Genomic DNA, 18,496 nt, shown 5'->3' on the forward strand with positions numbered 1-18,496 from the left:
CGCGCCCGCGGCCGCCACGACCTCGCGGCCGAGCAGTTCCTCCACGACCTGCCCGCCGAGCGTGGCGGGGTCGGGCCCGCGGGTGGCGCCCTGCCTGGGCGCGGTGGCGCTGACCACGGCGTACGGCTCCGCCGCGTCGATCCCGCAGGTCCGCAGCCTGGCGTTGAGCTCGGCCGCGTCGGACTCGGCCAGCGCGGCCACGATGAGCTGCTCGGTCAGGCGGCGCTCGACCCGGCGGCCCTCCTCCATGCGGTTGCGTTCGAGGCCGACGCAGGACGCCAGCTCGTAGCCCAGGTCGGCGCGGCCCATCAGGTCGCCGTCGCAGGCCAGCGCCCAGCCCGCGGCCCGGTGGCCGCGCCCGACCGCGAAGATCGTGTGGTCGCCGACGCGCGCGGGCAGCCGCGGCGCCGTCAGGTACGCCCTCGCCAGCCGTACGGGATCCGTGGCCACGCCCACGATCACCTCACCCGACGCGGACAGCACGGCGCCGGTGACGCCCAGCTCGGCGGCGGTCAGCGTGAACAGCTCGCGCAGGTCGGCGCCCTCGGCGATGGCCGCGACCAGCCTGCGGTGGCGGCCGAGCGCGTCACGCACGTCGCCGGCCAGCCGCGGCACGACCAGCTCCGCCAGCGTCCGGAACGACACCTCCGTCGGCACCTCGACCAGCGGCAGACCGGCGGCCTCGCACGCGGCCACCAGGTCGGCCGGGACGTGGCCCAGCCACGCCTGCCCCGCGCCCAGCGCGGCGACCCCGGCCTCCACCAGCGCCGCCACGAACCTGGCCGAGTCTCCCGGCTCGTGCCACCACATCAGCCCCGACAGCACCAGCTCGCCGCCGCTCAGGTAGCGCCCCGGCTCGGGCAGGTCGGTGATGTGCACGGTGCCGAACTCGCGCGAGGGGTCGCCGGCGAGCAGGGTCAGGCGCAGTTCGTCGATGGCCAGCAGGTCGGAGATGCGCACTTGGAGGAATATACAAGGCGCCGAGGCCAAGCGCTGACCGGGATTTCACGCGACGCGCATAGGATCCGGCGCGGCGGCGGTGCTCTACTCGGAAGATGACGGAGACCGCGTACACGACCCTGCACGGCGCGGGGGTCGGTGAGAGCGCGCGGCGGCCCGACGCGACTCTGAAGGTGACCGGCGAGTTCGCCTACGCCTCCGACCTGTGGCTGGACGGCATGGTGTGGGGCGCGACGCTGCGCAGCCCACACCCGTCGGCCTGGATCCGGTCGATCGACGTGGGTCCCGCGCTGAAGATCCCGGGCGTGCTGACCGTGCTGACGCACGAGGACGTGCCGGGCGAGAAGTTCTACGGGCTCGACCACAAGGACCAGCCGGTGCTGGCCATCGACCAGGTCCGCTTCCAGGGCGAGCCGGTGGCGGTGGTCGCCGCCGACCACCCCGAGACCGCGCGCAGGGCGGCGGCGGCCATCGTGGTCGAGTACGAGGTGCGCGAGGCCGTGACCGACCCCCGCCGGTCCCGGCGCTTCGTGCGGCACCAGCCGGTGCGGCGGGGCGGCACGTTCGAGGCCGAGGTCGTGGTCACCGGCGAGTACGAGGTCGGCATGCAGGACCAGGCCTTCCTCGGCCCCGAGTCCGGCCTGGCGGTCCCGGCCGAGGACGGCGGCGTCGACCTCTACATCGCCACCCAGTGGCTGCACGTGGACCGCGACCAGCTCGCCCCCTGCCTCGGCCTGCCCCCGGACAAGGTGCGCCTGACGCTGTCCGGCGTCGGCGGCGCGTTCGGCGCCCGCGAGGACCTGTCGATGCAGGTGCACGCCTGCATGCTGGCGCTGCGGCTGAACCGGCCCGTGAAGATCGTGTACGGCCGGGAGGAGTCGTTCTTCGGCCACGTGCACCGCCACCCGGCCCGGATGCGCTACGAGCACGGCGCGACCCGCGACGGCAAGCTCGTCTACGTCAAGGCCGACATCCTGCTGGACGGCGGCGCGTACTGCTCCTCCTCCCCCGCCGTGGTCGGCAACGCCGCGTCGCTGGGCGTGGGGCCGTACGAGGTGGAGAACGTGCAGATAGACGCCACCGGCGTCTACACCAACAACCCGCCGTGCGGCGCGATGCGCGGCTTCGGCGCGGTCCAGGCGTGCTACGCGTACGAGTCGCAGATGGACCGGCTGGCCGAGGCGTGCGGCCTGTCGCCCGTGGAGATCCGCGTGCGCAACGCCGTCTCCCAGGGCTCCCACCTCATCACCGGCCAGGTGATCGACTCCCCGGCCCCGCTCGCCGAGATGCTGCGCGACCTCGAGGCGATGCCGCTACCGTCGGAACCCCTTGATGACCTGCGGTCGATGCCCGGGGGCGTGTCCCAGACCACGCACGGCGAGTCGGTGCGCCGCGGCATCGGCTACGGCGTCGGCATCAAGAACATCTGCTTCTCCGAGGGCTTCGACGACTACTCCACGGCCAGGGTCCGCGCCGAGCTGGTGGGCGGCGAGCCGCACGTCACCGTGCACACCGCCGCCGCCGAGGTGGGCCAGGGCCTGGTGACGATCCAGGCCCAGATCGCCCGCACCGAGCTGGGCATCGCGAACGTGACCGTGGCCACCGCCGACACCTCCGTCGGCTCGGCCGGCTCGTCGTCGGCCTCGCGCCAGTCGTACGTCACGGGCGGGGCGGTGCGGGCCGCCTGCGAGGCGGTGCGCAAGCGCTTCAACGGGCTGCCGCCGGAGGAGGCGCTGGAGAAGTTCGGGCCGATCGAGGAGACGCGCGAGTACCGGCACCGCCCCACGTACCCGATGGACCCGATCACCGGGCAGGGCGACTCCCACACCCAGCTCGCCCTGTGCGTGCACCGGGCCGTCGTGGACGTGGACGTGGAGCTGGGCCTGGTCAAGGTGGTCGAGCTGGCGGCCGTCCAGGACGTGGGCCGCATCCTGAACCCGCAGGCCCTCGAGGGCCAGATCCAGGGCGGGTCCGCGCAGGGGCTCGGGCTGGCGCTCATGGAGGAGATCCAGGTCCGTGACGGCCGGGTGCTGAACCCGTCGTTCACGGACTACCTCATCCCCACGATCCTCGACATGCCGCCGATGCAGATGAAGATCCTGGAGAATGCGGATCCGGCGGCGCCGTACGGGTTGCGCGGCGCGGGCGAGCCCCCGACGCTCTCCTCCACCCCCGCCGTCGCCGCCGCCGTGCGGGCCGCGACCGGGCTGCGGTTGACTCGGGTTCCGATTAGGCCAGAAGATATCGCGTTGTTTGATGACGGATCGACAATGGGGGTATCCGATGGCAAGCGCTCGTGAAGCGGCCGAGGCGGAGTTCCGGCGCTTCGACACCGACGGCGACGGCCTGCTGACGGCCGACGAGATCCGCCGGGCCAACGAGGCGCTGGGCGGGCAGGGCGCGTCCGAGAGCGAGATCGAGGCGTTCATCAAGTCGGCCGACAACGACGGCGACGGGACGATCGGGCTGGAGGAGTTCATGGGTCTCGTGGGTCACGGGCGCCACGAGAAGGCGTGATCTCCTCATCCGCCGGGTAGCTATGCGCCATCCCCCTTGATCATGTGAAGGGGGATGGCGGGTGCTCGACCGTCTCTTCGAGCTCACCGGGCGGGGGACGACCGTCGGCCGCGAGGTGCGTGGCGGGGTCACCACGTTCGTGGCCATGGCCTACATCATCCTGCTCAACCCGATCATCCTGGCCGGCGCCACGGACGTCACGGGGGCCCGGCTCTCCATCGCCCAGCTCACCACCTCCACCGCGCTCGCCGCGGCCGTCTCCACGCTGCTGATGGCCTTCGTCGGCAACGCGCCCTTCGGCCTGGCCGCCGGGCTCGGCCTCAACGCGGTGGTCGCCTACCAGGCCGCCCCGCACATGACGTGGGCCCAGGCCATGGGCCTGGTGGTGCTGGAGGGGTTCGTCATCATCGTGCTGGCCGTGACGGGCCTGCGCACGCTGATCATGAACGCCATCCCGCTCGCGCTCAAACACGCCATCAGCGTGGGCATCGGGCTGTTCATCGCCCTGATCGGGCTGGTGGACTCCGGGTTCGTGACGCGGGGCACCGGCACGCCCGTGCAGCTCGGCGCCACGGGCCACCTCGTCGGCTGGCCGGTCGTCGTGTTCTGCTTCGGGCTGCTCCTGATGATCGTCCTGTTCGTCCGCAGGACCCCGGCCGCGATCCTGATCAGCATCGTCGTGACGGCCGCCCTGGCCATCCTGGTCAACTCGGTCGCCAAGATCCCGCCCCGGTCGTGGGGCGTGGTCACGCCCCATGTGCCGGAGCGCCTGGTCGCGGCGCCGGACTTCGGGCTGGTGGGCGCGTTCGACCTGTTCGGCGGGTTCGGCAGGGCGGGGGCGCTGACGGCGGCCGTGGTGCTGTTCACGCTGGTGCTGTCGGGGTTCTTCGACGCGATGGGCACGATCATCGGCGTGAGCGACGAGGCCGGGATGGTGGACGAGCGGGGCCAGGTGCCCCGGCTGGGCCGCATCCTGACCGTGGACGGCGTGGCGGCCATGATCGGCGGCTCGGTGAGCTCCTCGGCGAACACCGTCTTCGTCGAGTCCGCCGCGGGCGTCGGCGAGGGCGCGCGCACCGGCCTGGCCAGCGTGGCGACCGGGGCGCTGCTGGGGATGACGCTGCTGTTCACGCCGCTGGCCTCGGTGGTGCCCGCCGCCGCTGCCGCGCCCGCGCTGGTGCTGGTCGGGGCGCTGATGATGACGCAGAGCAGGAACGTGCCCTGGGACGAGCTGGACGTGGCCATCCCGGCGTTCCTGACGATCGCGTTCATGCCGTTCACCTATTCGATCACGAACGGGGTGGGCGCCGGCGTGATCGCCTACACCCTCGTCAAGGCCGCCAGGGGGCGCTTCTCCGAGATCCCGTGGCTGCTCTGGGTCGTCTCGCTGATCTTCGTGGCCTACTTCGCGATCGACGGGCTGGAGGAGCTGTTCGGTTAGCGCATGTCGCCGCTGTTGCAGGCCACGCCGTTGCCGTCGACGTCCACGTACCAGGAGTATTCCTCGTGGGTGCCCTTGGAGTAGGGGCCGTCCCCGGCGGCCACGGCCTCCTTGCAGCTGGCGTAGCGCTTGTCGGGGGTGCGCCGCGGGCCCGACGCGGGGCCCGTGGCGGGGCCCGTGGCGGCGGGGTTGGCGCCCGGGGTGGTGGCGGTGCCGGGGGTGGTGTTCTGCTGGGCCGGAGGGTTGTTCTGCTGGCCCGGAGGGGTCTGGTTGTTCTGCGGCGGGGTGCCGCCGGGCTGCTGCGGCTGGGAGGCCGGGTCCGTGGGCTGCGTGGACGCGCCCGGCGTGGTGCCCAGCAGGCGGGTCACCAGCGCGTCGGCCTCCTCCTTCTCGAAGCCCGAGATGCTCATGCTGTCGCCGTCCATGTACTGGGTGACGACGGGCGCCGCCAGCACGACCTTGGGCGCGTCAGGCTGCGCGGGGGCCAGCACGATGGCCACCTGCCGCTGGTCGGGCACCAGCTCGTCGATGAGCTGCACCAAGCGCTCCCTGAAGCGCGGGGCGATCGCGATGCGCACGGAGTATTGGCCGTCCTTCTCGCGCACCGGCTCGATCCGCTGCACGGCGTCGACGGTGACGCCGTCCTCCAGGAAGTAGCAGTTCTTCTGCTCCTGGTCGAGCACGGCCTCCGCGCCGGGGCACGGCGCGGCCTTGGCCTCCCGTACGGGGGCGAAGTGGATGGGCACGGCCAGCTGCTGCGCCGGCGCGGCACCCAGGAGCGGCGTGTCGGGATTTTTGGTCATCAGGACGGCGATCGAGCCGACCACTCCCGCGACCAGCACGACGAGCACGAGCGAGACGATCAGCAAGATGGTGGTGGCCTTGCTGGCCTTCGGCTCCCCGGGGTCCGCGGGTGGCGGCTCTTCCGGCTTGTCCATCTATGGCGATCCCATCCTGACGTTCGGACTGCCGGTGAGCCTATCGAGGTACGGCGGCACCGGGGTAATCAGCCCGATAATCCTCACCTATTCGGGGGAGAGAGGAAGAATGGAGGCGTAGGCGCACAAGAGCGAGAAGAGTTCGGCCATGAAAGTCGGTGTTCCGCAAGAGCTCAAGAACAGCGAATATCGGGTGGCCCTTACCCCGGCCGGAGTGCACGAATTCGTGCGCCACGGGCATCGGGTCTTCGTGGAACAGGGGGCGGGCGTCGGCTCCGCGATCCCCGACGACGACTTCGCCGCGGCGGGGGCCGTCATGGTCCCGGACGCCGACGAGGTCTGGGCGGCCGCCGACATGGTCATGAAGGTGAAGGAGCCGGTGCCGGAGGAGTACCACCGGCTGCGCAAGGGGCAGGTGCTGTTCACGTACCTGCACCTGGCCGCGTCCAGGCCCTGCACGCAGGCCCTGCTCGACTCCGGCAGCACCGCCGTCGCCTACGAGACCGTCCAGACCGCCAACCGGGCGCTGCCGCTGCTCGCGCCCATGTCCGAGGTGGCGGGCAGGCTGGCGCCGCAGGTGGGCGCGTACCACCTGATGCGCTCGGGAGGCGGCAGGGGCGTGCTGATGGGAGGCGTCTCCGGCGTGCGCGCGGCGCAGGTCGTGGTCATCGGAGCCGGCGTGTCCGGCATGAACGCCGCCGCCATCGCCCTCGGCATGCAGGCCGAGGTGCTGCTGCTCGACAACAACATCGACAAGCTGCGCCAGGCCGACCTGATCTACCAGGGCCACTGCCAGACCGTCGCCTCCAACACCTTGGAGATCGAGCAGGCGGTGACGGAGGCCGACCTGGTCATCGGCGCGGTGCTGGTGCCCGGCGCCAAGGCGCCGACGCTGGTGAGCAACGACCTGGTGAGCCGGATGAAGCCGGGCTCGGTGCTGGTGGACATCGCGATCGACCAGGGCGGCTGCTTCGAGGACTCCCGGCCGACCACGCACGAGCAGCCCACGTACCGGGTGCACGACTCGATCTTCTACTGCGTGGCCAACATGCCCGGCGCGGTGCCGCACACCTCGACGTTCGCGCTGACGAACGTGACGCTGCCGTACGCGCTGGCCATCGCCGACCTGGGCTGGAAGCGGGCCATGCGCGAGGACCCGGCGCTCGCGCTGGGCCTGAGCACCTACGACGGCCACCTGACCAGCCGCCCGGTGGCCGAGGCGCACGGTCTGGAGTGGACGCCCGTCGAACACGCTCTTTCGTGAGCCTTCTGTCCATCACATCCGGTGCGAGTTACCCTAAGTAGCGTTAGACTACTTAGAGTAACTGATCGGAGTCATGATGGCGCAGAAGAGCAGCTTCCGCGAGAGCGCGGAGCGCAACTTCAAGGACTTGGACGCCGACGGCGACGGCTTCCTGACCCGATACGACTACCTGTCGCTGGCCCAGCGGCGGCTGGAGCAGACCGGCGTGCGCGCGGACTCGCCCGAGGCCGAGGCGGTCGTCAACGCGTTCCTCAACGCCTGGGACACCCACGCCCGGGCCCTCGACACCGACCGCGACGGGCGGATCAGCAAGGAGGAGTACGTCACGTCCTTCGAGTCGCTGGTACGCACGGGCGCACTCGAAGCCGTGCTCGCGCCGATCACCCGGGCCACCTTCGCCGTCGCGGACCGCGACGGCGACGGCTGGATCACCATGGAGGATTTCCGCACCGTCTGGAACCGCGCGGACACCGACCTCGCCGCGGCCTTCTCCCGGGTGGACGCCGACGGCGACGGCCGCATCTCCTTCGAGGAGTACTCCCGCGCCCGCCAGGGCCTCCTCATCGACGGGGTGTGAGAGCCCCGTCACGGGCGTCGGCCGGAGTTCCCACACCCACGAGGGGGCGGCCACGCCGCCGAAGGGGCCACCCACCCGCCCCTCCGGCGTACCGCCGTTCCCGGCTCCGGCCGATGCCCACCGGCCCCGCGCGGGCTACTTCTGCGACTGGCTGGGCGTCGGCGAGATGGTCTCCATCGGCGGCTGCTGCTGGTTGCCCTTCGGCTCCGGCGGCAGCGGCGCCTGGTCGGCCGTCGTCGTGATGGCGTCCTCGCCGCCGCACGTGGCGCCGGGCTCCGGCGTGTCCTTACCGTTCTGGAACTTCTTGATGAACGCCCCCAGCTTCGGGTCGGCGGAGTCGTTCAGCTTGAGCTGGTGCCCCCACGACGACGCGACCACCGGCGCGGGCAGGTTGGGGTACGGGCTGACCAGCATGTAGTCCTGCTGGCCCGTGGACGACGCCACTTCCTTCAGCTTGTCGACCTGCGCCTTGGGCAGGTCGGGCCGGTAGGTGATCCAGACGGCCCCGTGCTCCATGGAGTGCACGGCGTGCTCACTGTGGATGGGCTTGTCGTAGACCGAGCACGCCTGCCAGTAGTTGTTGTGCTGGCCGCCCACCGGAGGGTTCTCCTTGTAGGTGACCGCGTTCCACACGTGCTGCCCGGCCTCGTACTTGAAATTGGCCACGGCGTCCAACGAGGTCTCCCTGGCCTGCTTGACCAGGTAGAAGCCGACCACGCCGACGAGCACCACGATGATCAGACCGCCCGTCCCCCACATGAGCAGCGCGGCGCGGCGTTGTTTGCGCTTCTGCTCGGCCCGCATCTTCGCAAGATGCTCGCGCCTCGCCTGCGCCTTCTCCTTCGTCATCGTTCCTCCATCGGCGTACCAACTCCGGTCACCCTATTGCCTCCCGGCGTATGCGGAGAATAAGGCGCTTATAAGCGTCCGATCACGACGCCATCGGTGGGTACGCTGGACGGGCCATGGAAAAGCCCGCGAGTAAACCCATCCTGATCGCCTGCGGCGTGCTCGTGCTCGCCGTGGCCGCATTCTTCCTGTTCGGCCGTGACGGCACGCCCGGCGACACCTCGGCCGAGGCCGGGTTCGCCCGCGACATGGCCACGCATCACGCCCAGGCCGTGGACATGTCGTTCATCGTCAGGGACAAGGGCCCGGCCAAGGAGATCAGAAACCTGGCCTTCGACATCATCAACACCCAGGCCAACCAGCGCGGCATGTTCCTGGGCTGGCTGCAGCAGTGGGGTCTCGACCAGGCCACCGACCAGAAGCCGATGGCCTGGATGGCCGGCCACGGCCACGGCGGCACCGCGACGCCCGCCAACGGGGCCGCGCCCGGCTCCATGCCCGGCATGGCCACGCCGCAGGAGCTGACCCAGCTCAAGGAGGCGCAGGGCACGCAGGCCGAGGTGCTGTTCCTGCAGCTGATGATCCGCCACCACGAGGGGGGTGTGCAGATGGCCGAAGGGCTGCTCAAGCTGTCCACGCGCGCCGAGGTCGTCAGCATGGCGCAGAAGATCGTCCAGGGGCAGAGCGGCGAGATCAAGCTCATGACGGAGCTGCTCAAGCAGCGCGGCGCGCAGCCCTACCCGTCGATCCTCAAGCCCCAGTAAGGCCGGCCGTGGACGGGGACGCCGACGCGGTGGTGGTGGGCTCCGGGCCCAACGGGCTCGTCGCAGCCGTCACCCTGGCCCGTGCCGGGCGCAGGGTGCTGCTGCTGGAGGCCGCCGACCGGTTCGGCGGCGGGCTGCGCTCCGGCGAGCTGACGCTGCCGGGGCGGGTGCACGACCTGTGCGCGACGGTGATGGCGATGGCGGTGGCGTCTCCCGCGTTCCGGGCGCTGGACCTTCCGGGGGTGGAGTTCGCGCATCCCCCGGTGCCCGTGGCCCATCCGCTCGACGACCGTCCCGCCGTACTCGTGCACCGCGACGCCCACCGCACCGCCCAGGGCCTGGGGCGCGACGCGGGCGCGTGGCTGGCGACCGTGGGCGCGGCCGCCCGCGCCGGGCTCCCGCTGGTCGACCTGCTCCTCAAGCCGCTCGGCCCGTGGCGGGCCACGGGGCCGCGTACGTTCGCGCAGGCGGCCGGGTTCGGGCTCGCGGCCGCCCTGCCCGCCACGACGTTCGCCCGGCGGGCGTTCCGGACCGTGGAGGGGCGGGCGCTCATCGCGGGCATGGCCGCCCACTCCGTACGGGACCTGCGCGCGCCCATCACCGCCGGATACGGGCTGATGCTGGCGTCCCTGGCACACCTGGCGGGCTGGCCGCTGGTGCGGGGCGGGTCGCAGGTGCTGGCCGACGCGCTGGTGGCCGAGCTCAGGTCACTGGGCGGGGAGGCGGTCACCGGCCACCGCGTGCGCCGGCTGTCGGAGCTGTCCGCGCCGACGGTGGTGCTGGACGTCTCGCCCCGGCAGTTCCTCGCGATGGCGGACCTCCCGGCGGGCTACCGGCGGCGGCTGGCCCGCTACCGGTACGGTCCCGGCGTCTTCAAGATGGACTGGGCCCTGGACGGGCCGGTGCCGTGGCGGGACCCGGCGGTGGCGGACGCGGGCACGGTGCACCTGGGCGGGACGCTGGAGGAGATCGCGCTGAGCGAGGCGGAGACGACCGCCGGCCGGCACTCGCCCCGGCCGTACGTGCTGGCGGTCCAGCCGTACGCGGCGGATCCGACGAGGGGCGGGCACACGTTCTGGGCCTATTGCCACGTGCCCGCCGGCTCGACCGTGGACATGACGGACGCCATCGAGACCCAGATCGAGCGGTACGCGCCCGGCTTCCGCGACCGCGTCCTGGCCCGCCACACGATGGGCCCGGCCGCGATGGAGGCCGCCAACCCCAACCTGGTGGGGGGCGACATCACCGGCGGCCTGACCAGCCTGGTCCAGTTCCTCCGCCGCCCCGTCTGGTCCCCGGCGCCGTGGCGCACCCCGTTGCCGGGCGTCTTCCTGTGCTCGGCCTCCACCCCACCCGGCCCGTCGGTACACGGGATGGGCGGCTGGCAGGCGGCCCGCCTCGCCCTGCGGACCACCCCCGCCAAGCCATGACGACACGCGGCGCGGGGGTCAGGGGTGCATTTCGTCGGTGAGGGCGGCGGCGAAGGCGTCCACGTCGGACTCCGTCGTGTCGAAGGCGCACATCCACCGCACCTCCCCCGTCGCCTCGTTCCACGTGTAGAACCGGAACCGCTTGGCCAGCCGCTCCGTCACGTCCCGGGGCAGGATCGCGAAGACCGCGTTCGCCTCCACCGGCCGGGTGAGCGTCACCCCCGGGATGCCGCCGACCGCCTCGGCCAGGCGCCGGCCCATGGCGTTGGCCTGGCGGGCGTTGCGCAGCCACAGGTCGCCCGACAGCAGCGCCTCGAACTGCGCCGACACGAAGCGCATCTTCGACGACAGCTGCATGAACGTCTTGCGAAGGTAGTCGACCCCGCTGGCGGCGGCCGGGTTGAGGACGACGACGGCCTCGCCGTACAGCAGCCCGATCTTGGTGCCGCCGAAGGAGAGCACGTCCACCCCCACGTCCGTCGTGAGGGCCCGCAGCGGGACGTCGAGGGCGGCGGCGGCGTTGGTGAGGCGGGAACCGTCGAGGTGGACGAGCAGTCCCAGGTCATGGGCGTGCGCGCAGATCGCCGCGATCTCGTCGGCCGTGTAGAGGGTGCCGAGTTCGGTGGTGTTGGAGATGGACACCACGCGCGGCTGCGCCCGGTGCACGTCGCCGAACCCCCACGCCTGCCGGTCGATCAGCTCCGGCGTGAGCTTGCCGTCGGGCGTGGGCACGGTGAGCAGCTTGATGCCGCCCGCCACCTCGGGCGCGCCGCCCTCGTCGGTGTTGATGTGGGCGCTTTCCGCGCAGATGACCGCCTCCCAGTGGGCGGTCATCGAACGGAGGGAGACGACGTTCGCGGCGGTGCCGTTGAAGACCGGCCAGGCCTGCGCCTGCTCGCCGAAGTGCCGCTTGAAGACCTCCCCCATGGCCTCGGTGTAGACGTCCTCGCCGTAGGCGGTCTGGTGGCCGCCGTTGGCGGCGGCGATGGCCTGGAGGATCTCGGGGTGTACCCCGGCGTAGTTGTCGCTGGCGAACGCCTTGAGCCGGGGGTCGTGCCGGGAAGTCACGCAGTAAGGTCCAATCGGGTGCCGTTGACCTCGGCGGCGGGGCGGTCGTAGAGGCCGCCGATGGCCTCCGCGAGGTCGTGTACGTCGGTGAAGCCGGCGAACTTCGCGGCGGGCTTCTCGGCCCGCATGGCGTCGTTCACCAGGGCCTTGACCACCAGGATGGTGGCCGCGCTGCCGGTGCCGGAGAGCGCGTCGGCGAGGGAGAGCGTCCACGCCTCCGCCGCCGCCTTGGCCGCCGCGTAGGCGGCGCCCCCGGCGGAGGGCCGCTCGGCCGCCTTGGCCGAGACGATCACGAAGCGGCCGTTGTCGCTGTCCCGCAGCAGCGGCTCGAAGGCCAGCGACACGTTCTGGAGCGTGCGGATCAACAGGTCGTGCAGGAGGTCCCAGTCGTCGAGGCTGGTCTCGGCGAACGAGCCGGCGCCGCGCCAGCCGCCGACCAGGTGCACCACGCCGTCCACGCGGCCGTGATCGCGCTCGATCCAGTCGGCCAGGCCCTGTACGGCGGTACGGTCCAGCAGGTCGACGTCCTCCTTGTCGACCCCGATCACCGTATGACCATTTTTCCGGAAATATTCGGAAACGGCCTCCCCCGTCGGCCCTCCAGCACCCGTAACCAGAATGATCATGCGCGAAGTCCCTTAGTCGATTCGACCACTTCGGCCAGCTTACGGCGCAGTGCCTCGTAGAACATGCTCAGGGGGAACTCGTCCGGCAGCACCGCGTCCACCTTGGCCTTCTGCTCCTCCGGCAGCGCCTCGACGCCCTTGGCCCAGACGGAGCCGGGGTGCGGCGCCACGTACGCGCCCACCAGCTCGTACGCCGCCAGCCAGTGCGCCAGCTTGGACCGGTCGATGCTGTCGCGATACAGCTTCTCGACCTCGCCCCGCAGGTCGGCGACCCCGTCCGCGACCCGCTCCCAGTCGATCGTGAGCCGGTTGTCCGTCCAGCGCACGATGTCGTTGCGGTGCAGGTACGCGAAGAGCAGCTGCCCGCCGAGCCCGTCGTAGTTCCGCACCCGCTCCCCGGTGATCGGGAACCTGAACAGCCGGTCGAACAGGATCGCCACCTGCACGTACCGCGCGTGCGGCACGCCCCGGGCCTCCAGCTTGACGGCCTCGCCGAACGCGGTCAGGTCGCAGCGCAGCTCCTCCAGCGAGTACAGCCAGTACGGCATCCGCTGCTTGATCATGAACGGGTCGAACGGCAGGTCCCCGTGACTGTGGGTGCGGTCGTGGACCAGGTCCCAGAGCACGAACGTGTCCTGCGCGAGCCGCTGCGAGGCCAGCAGCCTGGCCGCGTCCGGCGGCAGGTCGAGCTTGAGCGTCTCGGCGGCGGCCTGCGACACCCGCCTGAACCTGGCGGCCTCGCGGTCGGCGAAGATCCCGCCCCAGGTGAAGCGCGCCGGAGCCTGCCGCACCGCGACCGTCTCGGGGAAGAGCACGGCGGAGTGGGTGTCGTAGCCGGAGGTGAAGTCCTCGAACGCGATCGGCACGAACATCGGGTTGTCGTAGCCGCCCGCCTCCAGCCCGGCCAGCCAGTCCGGCCAGATCGTCCGAATCCAGACGGCCTCCAGGTTGCGGGCGGGGTTGCCGTTCTGGGTGTACATGGGGAAGACCACGACGTGCTCCAGCCCGTCCTCCCGCTGGGTGTCGGGGTGGAACAGGTCGAGCGAGTCGAGGAAGTCGGGCACGCCGAGGTCCTGCTCGGCCCACTTCGCCAGGTCACCCTGGACGGCCTGGAGGTACGCGGCGTCATGCGGGAAATATGGCGATATTTCGCCCAGGCGCGCGCCGATCTCGGCCACCAGCGCCTTCGCCCGCTCCTTCTCCTCCGGCACCGAGCCGTCCTTGACCTGCAGCGGACGCAGCTCCTCGACGGCCGCCTTGAGCCGGGCGAACCCGGCCGCCTTGCCCTTGTCGCGCGACCCGGCGGCGCCGCCGGCGTCCGGGACGCGGGCGGCCCAGGTGACCACGTTCCCCCAGAGGCGCCGGTGGTCGTAGTCCTCGATGGAGTCGTCGCCGAAGAGGTCGGAGTCGGCGAACGCGACCACGCGCCCCTTGCCGTACCGGACGGCGGCGGCCAGCGGCGCGCCCGCCGGGTCGGCGGTCGGCGAGGTCGCGAACAGCACCTCACCCTCGCCCGCACCCTCACTCGCCATCGTGAGGACGCCGGTGCGGTAGAAGCAGGCCGTACGGACCCCGGCGAGCAGGCCGGAGGTGGTGGCGGGCTCGGCGAGCACCCAGGTGGCCACGTCCCGGTGCGCGTTCTTCGGGTCGCGCACGGTGGTGTGCGCCACGCCCACCCCGAACCGCCCGAGCAGCTCACGCAGGTTGTTGCCGTACTTGTCCTGCTCCTCCTCGGCCAGCACCACCAGCCCGCCGCCGTCGGCGACGAAGGACTCGATCGCGTCCAGCTCAGCGGCGGTGAAGACGGGGCTGCCCTGCCCGATGGTACGTTCCCACCGCTCTCCCGACGGGTGCGCGATCACCAGGACGTCCTGCTCGGCGAGCGTCTCGGGCGTGAGCGCGCCGGACGTGTGGGCGCCGACCGTGTGCCCCAGGTGCCGGAGCAGCCCGGCCGCGCGGGCGTAGCTGTTGTCGTCGGGATGGGCGGGGTTGATGGCCTCGGCCACCTCGCGCCGGACGGTCCACGACTCGCTGTGAGCCTCGTCGAACAGCACCCGAGGGAATGCTTGCATGAAATATCTCCTGTATCTACCGCCTTCTGACGGAAAATATACACATGATGCTCCATGTACCGCCAAACCCTCAGGCGGCGCCTGGCCGGACCACCCCGGTCTCGTACGCGAAGACCACGGCCTGCGCCCGGTCGCGCAGCGACAGCTTCATCAGCACCCGCGCCACGTGCGTCTTGACCGTGGCCTCCCCCACGTACAGCTCCCCGGCGATCTCCGCGTTGGTGAGGCCGCGCGCCAGCAGCCGCAGCACCTCCAGCTCGCGCGGCGTCAGCTCCGCCAGCCGGGGCGAGGGCGTCGGCTCGGCCCGGCCCGCGAACGTGGCGATCACCCGGCTCGTCACGGCCGGGTCGAGCAGCGCGTCACCCGCGTGCACCACCCTGATCGCCTCCAGGAGCTGCTCCGGCGGCGACACCTTCAGCAGGAACCCGCTGGTGCCGGCGCGCAGCGCGGCGTAGAGGTTCTCGTCGGTGTCGAACGTGGTCAGCGTGATGACCTTGGGCGGCGACGGGTCGTCCAGCAACTCCTTGGCCGCGGCCAGCCCGTCGAGCCGGGGCATCGAGATGTCCATGAGCACGATGTCCGGCCGCGTACGCCTGACCACGGCGACGGCCTCACGCCCGTCGGACGCCTCCCCGACCACCTCCATGCCGGGGTCGCTGTCGACGACCATGCGCAGCCCGGCCCTGACCATCGCCTGATCGTCGGCGATGACTATACGAATGCCCACAAGCCGGAGGGTAGACGCCGGGCCCCCACCTTGAACACCGCTTGAACACCCAGGCCAAGCCGCACGCAAGTGAGTCACAAGTCATGACACATGGACGCTCTGCCGGATGCGGGTCTGGGTGGCGTCGTCGCACGTGGCCTTGGCGCAGAAGTACATCACGAGCATGGTCTTGGGCTGGCGGTCGATCACGTAGCTGACGAAGCCCAGCCTGGTGCCGGACGCGGGGTCGTGCAGGGAGCCGTCGAAGCGGGTGGCGGGGCTGGTGCCGGCCTGGTCCGGCACGGGTTTGCCGACGTCGACCTGGCCGGGCAGCAGGGCCTCCATCTTGGCCTTCATCTGCTCGGAGTTGCCGCCGGCGTCGAGGGTGTCGGAGACCTGGACGTAGACGCCCGAGGCGGAGTCGGGGTCGTCCTCGACGACCTGGGAGATCGCCGACCAGTCCGCGCCGGGGCCGGCCACGAACAGGGACTCGAACTCCTGGGCGTGCGGCGAGACCACCGCGAACAGGTCCTGGTGGGTGCGCACGGTCCAGTCGCCCGGGTACTCGAACGTGAGCGGCGCGGCGGCGCTGGTCTTGTAGCGGGACCAGGTGTCGCCGCGGTGGTTCATGATGATCATGGCGACGAGCGCGAGGGCCGCCACGGCGGCGACCAGCGTGGCGGCCACGATCGGGACGCGTCCCGGGCGTTTCTTGGGCGCGGTCGGATGCGTGGGGGGCGCGGGGGCCCGGTCCGACCCGATCGGCGTGAACGGGGGCCCCAGGACGGGCACGGGGCGCGGGCCTGAGGTGGGCCCGGAGGCGGGGCCGGTCGGGGGACCGGTCGTGGGGCCCGTCGTGGGTCCTGGGACGGGCGCGGGGTACGGGGCCGGGTGCGGCCCGGAGGGGGGACCCTGGCGGGGCACGAGGTGGGGCCCGCTGGTGGGGCCGCTCATGGGATCGGGCTGGTGCCCGCTGATCGTGTCACGCAGCGCGGTCACGAACTCCGTACAGGTGGCGTAGCGCTGCTCGGGCGCCTTGGCCAGCGCCCTCATCATCACGGCGTCGATCTGCGCGGGCAGGTCGGGCCTGAGCTGCGACAGCGGCGTCGGCTGCTCGGCCAGGTGGGCCCAGAGCAGCGCGATGTCGTTCTCACGCTGGAACGGCAGCCGCGCCGACAGCCCCTCGTAGACCACGCAGGCCAGCGCGTACTGGTCGGCGCGGCCGTCGATGTGCTCCTTGTTGATCTGCTCGGGCGACATGTAGCGGGGCGTGCCGATGAACTGGTCGGTCTGGGTCAGCCCGGAGATCGACGAGCGGTGCTTGGTGATGCCGAAGTCGGTGAGGTAGACGTGGTCGCCGGCCATCAGGATGTTGGCCGGTTTGACGTCGCGGTGGATCAGGTCGTGCGCGTGCGCGGCGTCGAGGGCGGCGGCGACCTGGGCGAAGACCTGGTTCGCCTGGGCGATCGGCAGCGGCCCGCGGTCGTAGATGAGCCGGCGCAGGTCGAGCCCGTCGACGTAGCGCATGGCGATGTAGAGGACGCCGTCGGCGTCCGCGTTGGCCTCGTAGATCGGGATGATGTTGGGGTGCTCGATGCTGGCGACCGTTCTGGACTCCAGGATGAACCGCTGCCTGAACCGGTCGTCGACGCTGAGCACCGGATTGAGGATCTTCAGCGCCACCCGGCGGCTCAACCGGGGGTCGAGCGCAAGGTAGACCACGGCCATGCCGCCCTTGCCGACGATGTCCTCGATGTAGTACCCGGCCACCTCCTGGCCGATGAGCGATCTTTCGTTCAATGGCATCACGTCTCGATGGGGTGGCCGCAGTAACCGCAGAAGCGATGCGCGGGCCCGAGTCGCATGCCGCACGAGGTGCAGTACTTGATCGCCGGGTTCGGCGCGGTCATCACCTGCTGTTGTTGCTGCGGGACCATGGGGAACGCCTGCGACCGCCGTACGACCACGGTCTGGTTGGCCCCGTCGTCGAGCGGTGGCGCGGCCGTCCCCGGTGGTTCTGGCGGCTCTGTCACCTTTTCAGGAGCACGGCGGCGCCACAGCAGATACGCCCCGCCCGCGGCCGCCATGAAAAGGATTCCGGCCGCCACGATGAACGGCCACAGCGGGGTCGACCGGGTGGTCGTGGCCGCCACCTGTTTCGTGCCCTGGTCCTCCGGCCCGCCCCGTTTCTCCAGCGAGGTCTTCAGCAGCTTGGCGGCCACCACGTTGCCCGGATAGAGCTCCAGCACCCGCTGGAAGCCCGGCGCGGCCTCCGTGTAGTACTTGGTGTGATAGCGGGTCAGCGCCGCCTCGAACGCCGTGTCGATCGCGCCTCTGCGCGGCGCCACCTTGGCGGCGGCCAGGATGCCGTTGATCTCCCTGACGCCGATCATCCTGCCCTCTTTGCCACCGCCCACCAGCAGGCCGATGACGTGGCCGTTCTTGTCGCCGATCACGGGGGCGCCGATGAGTCCCTGGTCGGCCAGGCCGCCCAGCTTGACCGGCTCGTCCACCTTCTTCTCCGGGTCGGCGAACGGCCTGCCGTTGTCACCGCCCGCACCTCCCGCGCCGCCCTTGCCCAGGTGGGCGATCTCGACGGTCTCCAGGACCTTCGGGCCCGGCCGGCCGAGGAAGCCCGCCACGTTGGTGGGCGCTCCCTCCTGCTCGGGCACCTGGTCGGCGAGCGGCGCGGTGGGCATGCCGACGCCTCCGGTCATGGGGGTCACCGGCACCAGCACGGCGGGGCTGTCGGGCGTCGGGCCGGCCTTGATGCACTTGACCTTGATGCCGTTGGGGGTCGGCGGCGACACGTTGGGATAGGCCGTGATCTCGGTGGTCACGTTGATGATGCAGGTGGCGGTGTCGGTCTTCGGCGGGTAGCACTCCGCCAGGTGGTGGTTGAGGAGGTCGTCCTTGAGCTTGTGCTTCTCGTAGTCGAGGGGGATCTTCACCTTGTGGTGCTCGGCGAAGACCTTGTTCGCCGCGTAGATCGCGACGTCGTTGGGGTTCACGGCCAGGCGCCTGAGCGCGATGATCGTGCCGTCGGGGTTGACGACGGTCCCCGTGCCCGCGGCGAACGGGATGTCGTAGGACCGCTCCACATGTTTGAGCTCGCCGATGTGGTCGAGCAGGGTGATCTCCACATGAGACACGGCTTCCAGTCGCACCACGGCGGGGGTCACCAGGTCGGTGATCCCGCTCGGGTGTTCGTGAGCCGCGGCCGGCATCGCGATCAGCACCAGTGCCGTCGCGACGCCACCGGCAAGGGCTGTGAGGCGCGCCAT

At 71.3% G+C, this 18,496-nt stretch carries 16 protein-coding genes; 7 read left to right on the forward strand and 9 right to left on the reverse strand.

What is annotated here, in order from left to right:
• The coding region (locus ACWDX9_RS35800; RefSeq protein ID WP_449961996.1) for a PucR family transcriptional regulator ligand-binding domain-containing protein at positions 1 to 960 on the reverse strand (960 nt) is incomplete at its 3' end.
• Between the two features lie 95 nt (positions 961 to 1,055).
• Between ACWDX9_RS35800 and ACWDX9_RS35805 the strand changes: the two genes are divergently transcribed.
• The 3 genes from ACWDX9_RS35805 (at position 1,056) to ACWDX9_RS35815 (ending at position 4,918) form a co-directional block, all read left to right on the forward strand.
• A complete protein-coding gene (locus ACWDX9_RS35805; RefSeq protein ID WP_449961999.1) occupies positions 1,056 to 3,260 on the forward strand; it encodes a molybdopterin cofactor-binding domain-containing protein in 2,205 nt (734 codons plus the stop codon).
• On the forward strand, positions 3,244 to 3,477 hold the full coding sequence (locus tag ACWDX9_RS35810) for an EF-hand domain-containing protein (protein WP_357729518.1): 234 nt from the start codon (positions 3,244 to 3,246) through the stop codon (positions 3,475 to 3,477). Before ACWDX9_RS35805 ends, ACWDX9_RS35810 begins: the two co-directional genes overlap by 17 nt.
• A gap of 61 nt (positions 3,478 to 3,538) precedes the next feature.
• Positions 3,539 to 4,918, forward strand: coding sequence for an NCS2 family permease (locus ACWDX9_RS35815; RefSeq protein WP_449962001.1), 1,380 nt, complete (start codon positions 3,539 to 3,541; stop codon positions 4,916 to 4,918).
• On the opposite strand, the gene ACWDX9_RS35820 is transcribed toward ACWDX9_RS35815, so the two are convergent.
• On the reverse strand, positions 4,915 to 5,856 hold the full coding sequence (locus ACWDX9_RS35820) for an excalibur calcium-binding domain-containing protein (protein WP_449962004.1): 942 nt from the start codon (positions 5,854 to 5,856) through the stop codon (positions 4,915 to 4,917). The genes ACWDX9_RS35815 and ACWDX9_RS35820 overlap by 4 nt on opposite strands.
• Before the next feature lie 148 nt (positions 5,857 to 6,004).
• Here ACWDX9_RS35820 and ald point away from each other — a divergent pair, with 148 nt between their 5' ends.
• Together ald and ACWDX9_RS35830 are read left to right on the forward strand one after the other, a co-directional pair.
• Positions 6,005 to 7,120: an alanine dehydrogenase gene (ald, locus tag ACWDX9_RS35825; protein WP_449962007.1), complete on the forward strand. Its 1,116-nt coding sequence runs from the start codon at positions 6,005 to 6,007 to the stop codon at positions 7,118 to 7,120.
• 73 nt (positions 7,121 to 7,193) lie between these two features.
• Positions 7,194 to 7,697, forward strand: a complete 504-nt coding sequence (locus tag ACWDX9_RS35830; RefSeq protein WP_350728689.1) for an EF-hand domain-containing protein — start codon at positions 7,194 to 7,196, stop codon at positions 7,695 to 7,697.
• A gap of 135 nt (positions 7,698 to 7,832) precedes the next feature.
• Here ACWDX9_RS35830 and ACWDX9_RS35835 read toward each other — a convergent pair whose 3' ends face one another.
• A complete protein-coding gene (locus ACWDX9_RS35835; RefSeq protein ID WP_364255565.1) occupies positions 7,833 to 8,546 on the reverse strand; it encodes a DUF3105 domain-containing protein in 714 nt (237 codons plus the stop codon).
• A gap of 116 nt (positions 8,547 to 8,662) precedes the next feature.
• Here ACWDX9_RS35835 and ACWDX9_RS35840 point away from each other — a divergent pair, with 116 nt between their 5' ends.
• Together ACWDX9_RS35840 and ACWDX9_RS35845 are read left to right on the forward strand one after the other, a co-directional pair.
• Positions 8,663 to 9,310, forward strand: coding sequence for a DUF305 domain-containing protein (locus tag ACWDX9_RS35840; protein WP_449962011.1), 648 nt, complete (start codon positions 8,663 to 8,665; stop codon positions 9,308 to 9,310).
• Positions 9,311 to 9,318: 8 nt separating this feature from the next.
• Positions 9,319 to 10,740 (forward strand): phytoene desaturase family protein, encoded by a 1,422-nt coding sequence (locus ACWDX9_RS35845; RefSeq protein WP_449962014.1) that lies wholly within the window; start codon positions 9,319 to 9,321, stop codon positions 10,738 to 10,740.
• An 18-nt stretch (positions 10,741 to 10,758) separates the two neighbouring features.
• Here ACWDX9_RS35845 and ACWDX9_RS35850 read toward each other — a convergent pair whose 3' ends face one another.
• The 6 genes from ACWDX9_RS35850 to ACWDX9_RS35875 form a co-directional block, all read right to left on the reverse strand.
• Complete coding sequence (locus ACWDX9_RS35850; protein WP_449962016.1) at positions 10,759 to 11,808, reverse strand: threonine aldolase family protein; 1,050 nt, start codon at positions 11,806 to 11,808, stop codon at positions 10,759 to 10,761.
• Positions 11,805 to 12,434 (reverse strand): SDR family NAD(P)-dependent oxidoreductase, encoded by a 630-nt coding sequence (locus ACWDX9_RS35855; protein ID WP_350728684.1) that lies wholly within the window; start codon positions 12,432 to 12,434, stop codon positions 11,805 to 11,807. The genes ACWDX9_RS35850 and ACWDX9_RS35855 overlap by 4 nt, the downstream gene beginning before the upstream one ends.
• A complete protein-coding gene (locus ACWDX9_RS35860; protein WP_449962019.1) occupies positions 12,431 to 14,506 on the reverse strand; it encodes a DUF6421 family protein in 2,076 nt (691 codons plus the stop codon). Before ACWDX9_RS35860 ends, ACWDX9_RS35855 begins: the two co-directional genes overlap by 4 nt.
• A 70-nt stretch (positions 14,507 to 14,576) precedes the next feature.
• Positions 14,577 to 15,233 carry a response regulator gene (locus ACWDX9_RS35865; protein WP_185072735.1) on the reverse strand — a complete coding sequence of 219 codons (657 nt, stop codon included), beginning with the start codon at positions 15,231 to 15,233 and terminating at the stop codon, positions 14,577 to 14,579.
• A gap of 81 nt (positions 15,234 to 15,314) precedes the next feature.
• Positions 15,315 to 17,018 carry a serine/threonine protein kinase gene (locus tag ACWDX9_RS35870; protein WP_449962022.1) on the reverse strand — a complete coding sequence of 568 codons (1,704 nt, stop codon included), beginning with the start codon at positions 17,016 to 17,018 and terminating at the stop codon, positions 15,315 to 15,317.
• Entirely contained in the window at positions 17,018 to 18,496 is a 1,479-nt protein-coding gene (locus tag ACWDX9_RS35875) for a hypothetical protein (RefSeq protein WP_449962025.1), read from the reverse strand. Before ACWDX9_RS35875 ends, ACWDX9_RS35870 begins: the two co-directional genes overlap by 1 nt.

It is taken from the genome of Nonomuraea sp. NPDC003201 (genome assembly GCF_053590415.1).

Bases quoted from the DNA above. Each gene is read 5' to 3' on its own strand.
- ACWDX9_RS35805 (WP_449961999.1), top strand. From the start codon at position 1,056: ATGACGGAGACCGCGTACACGACCCTGCACGGCGCGGGGGTCGGTGAG.
- ACWDX9_RS35875 (WP_449962025.1), bottom strand. From the start codon at position 18,496: ATGGCGCGCCTCACAGCCCTTGCCGGTGGCGTCGCGACGGCACTGGTG.
- ACWDX9_RS35830 (WP_350728689.1), top strand. From the start codon at position 7,194: ATGATGGCGCAGAAGAGCAGCTTCCGCGAGAGCGCGGAGCGCAACTTC.
- ACWDX9_RS35810 (WP_357729518.1), top strand. From the start codon at position 3,244: ATGGCAAGCGCTCGTGAAGCGGCCGAGGCGGAGTTCCGGCGCTTCGAC.
- ACWDX9_RS35870 (WP_449962022.1), bottom strand. From the start codon at position 17,018: ATGCCATTGAACGAAAGATCGCTCATCGGCCAGGAGGTGGCCGGGTAC.
- ald (WP_449962007.1), top strand. From the start codon at position 6,005: ATGAAAGTCGGTGTTCCGCAAGAGCTCAAGAACAGCGAATATCGGGTG.
- ACWDX9_RS35840 (WP_449962011.1), top strand. From the start codon at position 8,663: ATGGAAAAGCCCGCGAGTAAACCCATCCTGATCGCCTGCGGCGTGCTC.
- ACWDX9_RS35835 (WP_364255565.1), bottom strand. From the start codon at position 8,546: ATGACGAAGGAGAAGGCGCAGGCGAGGCGCGAGCATCTTGCGAAGATG.
- ACWDX9_RS35860 (WP_449962019.1), bottom strand. From the start codon at position 14,506: ATGCAAGCATTCCCTCGGGTGCTGTTCGACGAGGCTCACAGCGAGTCG.
- ACWDX9_RS35855 (WP_350728684.1), bottom strand. From the start codon at position 12,434: ATGATCATTCTGGTTACGGGTGCTGGAGGGCCGACGGGGGAGGCCGTT.
- ACWDX9_RS35820 (WP_449962004.1), bottom strand. From the start codon at position 5,856: ATGGACAAGCCGGAAGAGCCGCCACCCGCGGACCCCGGGGAGCCGAAG.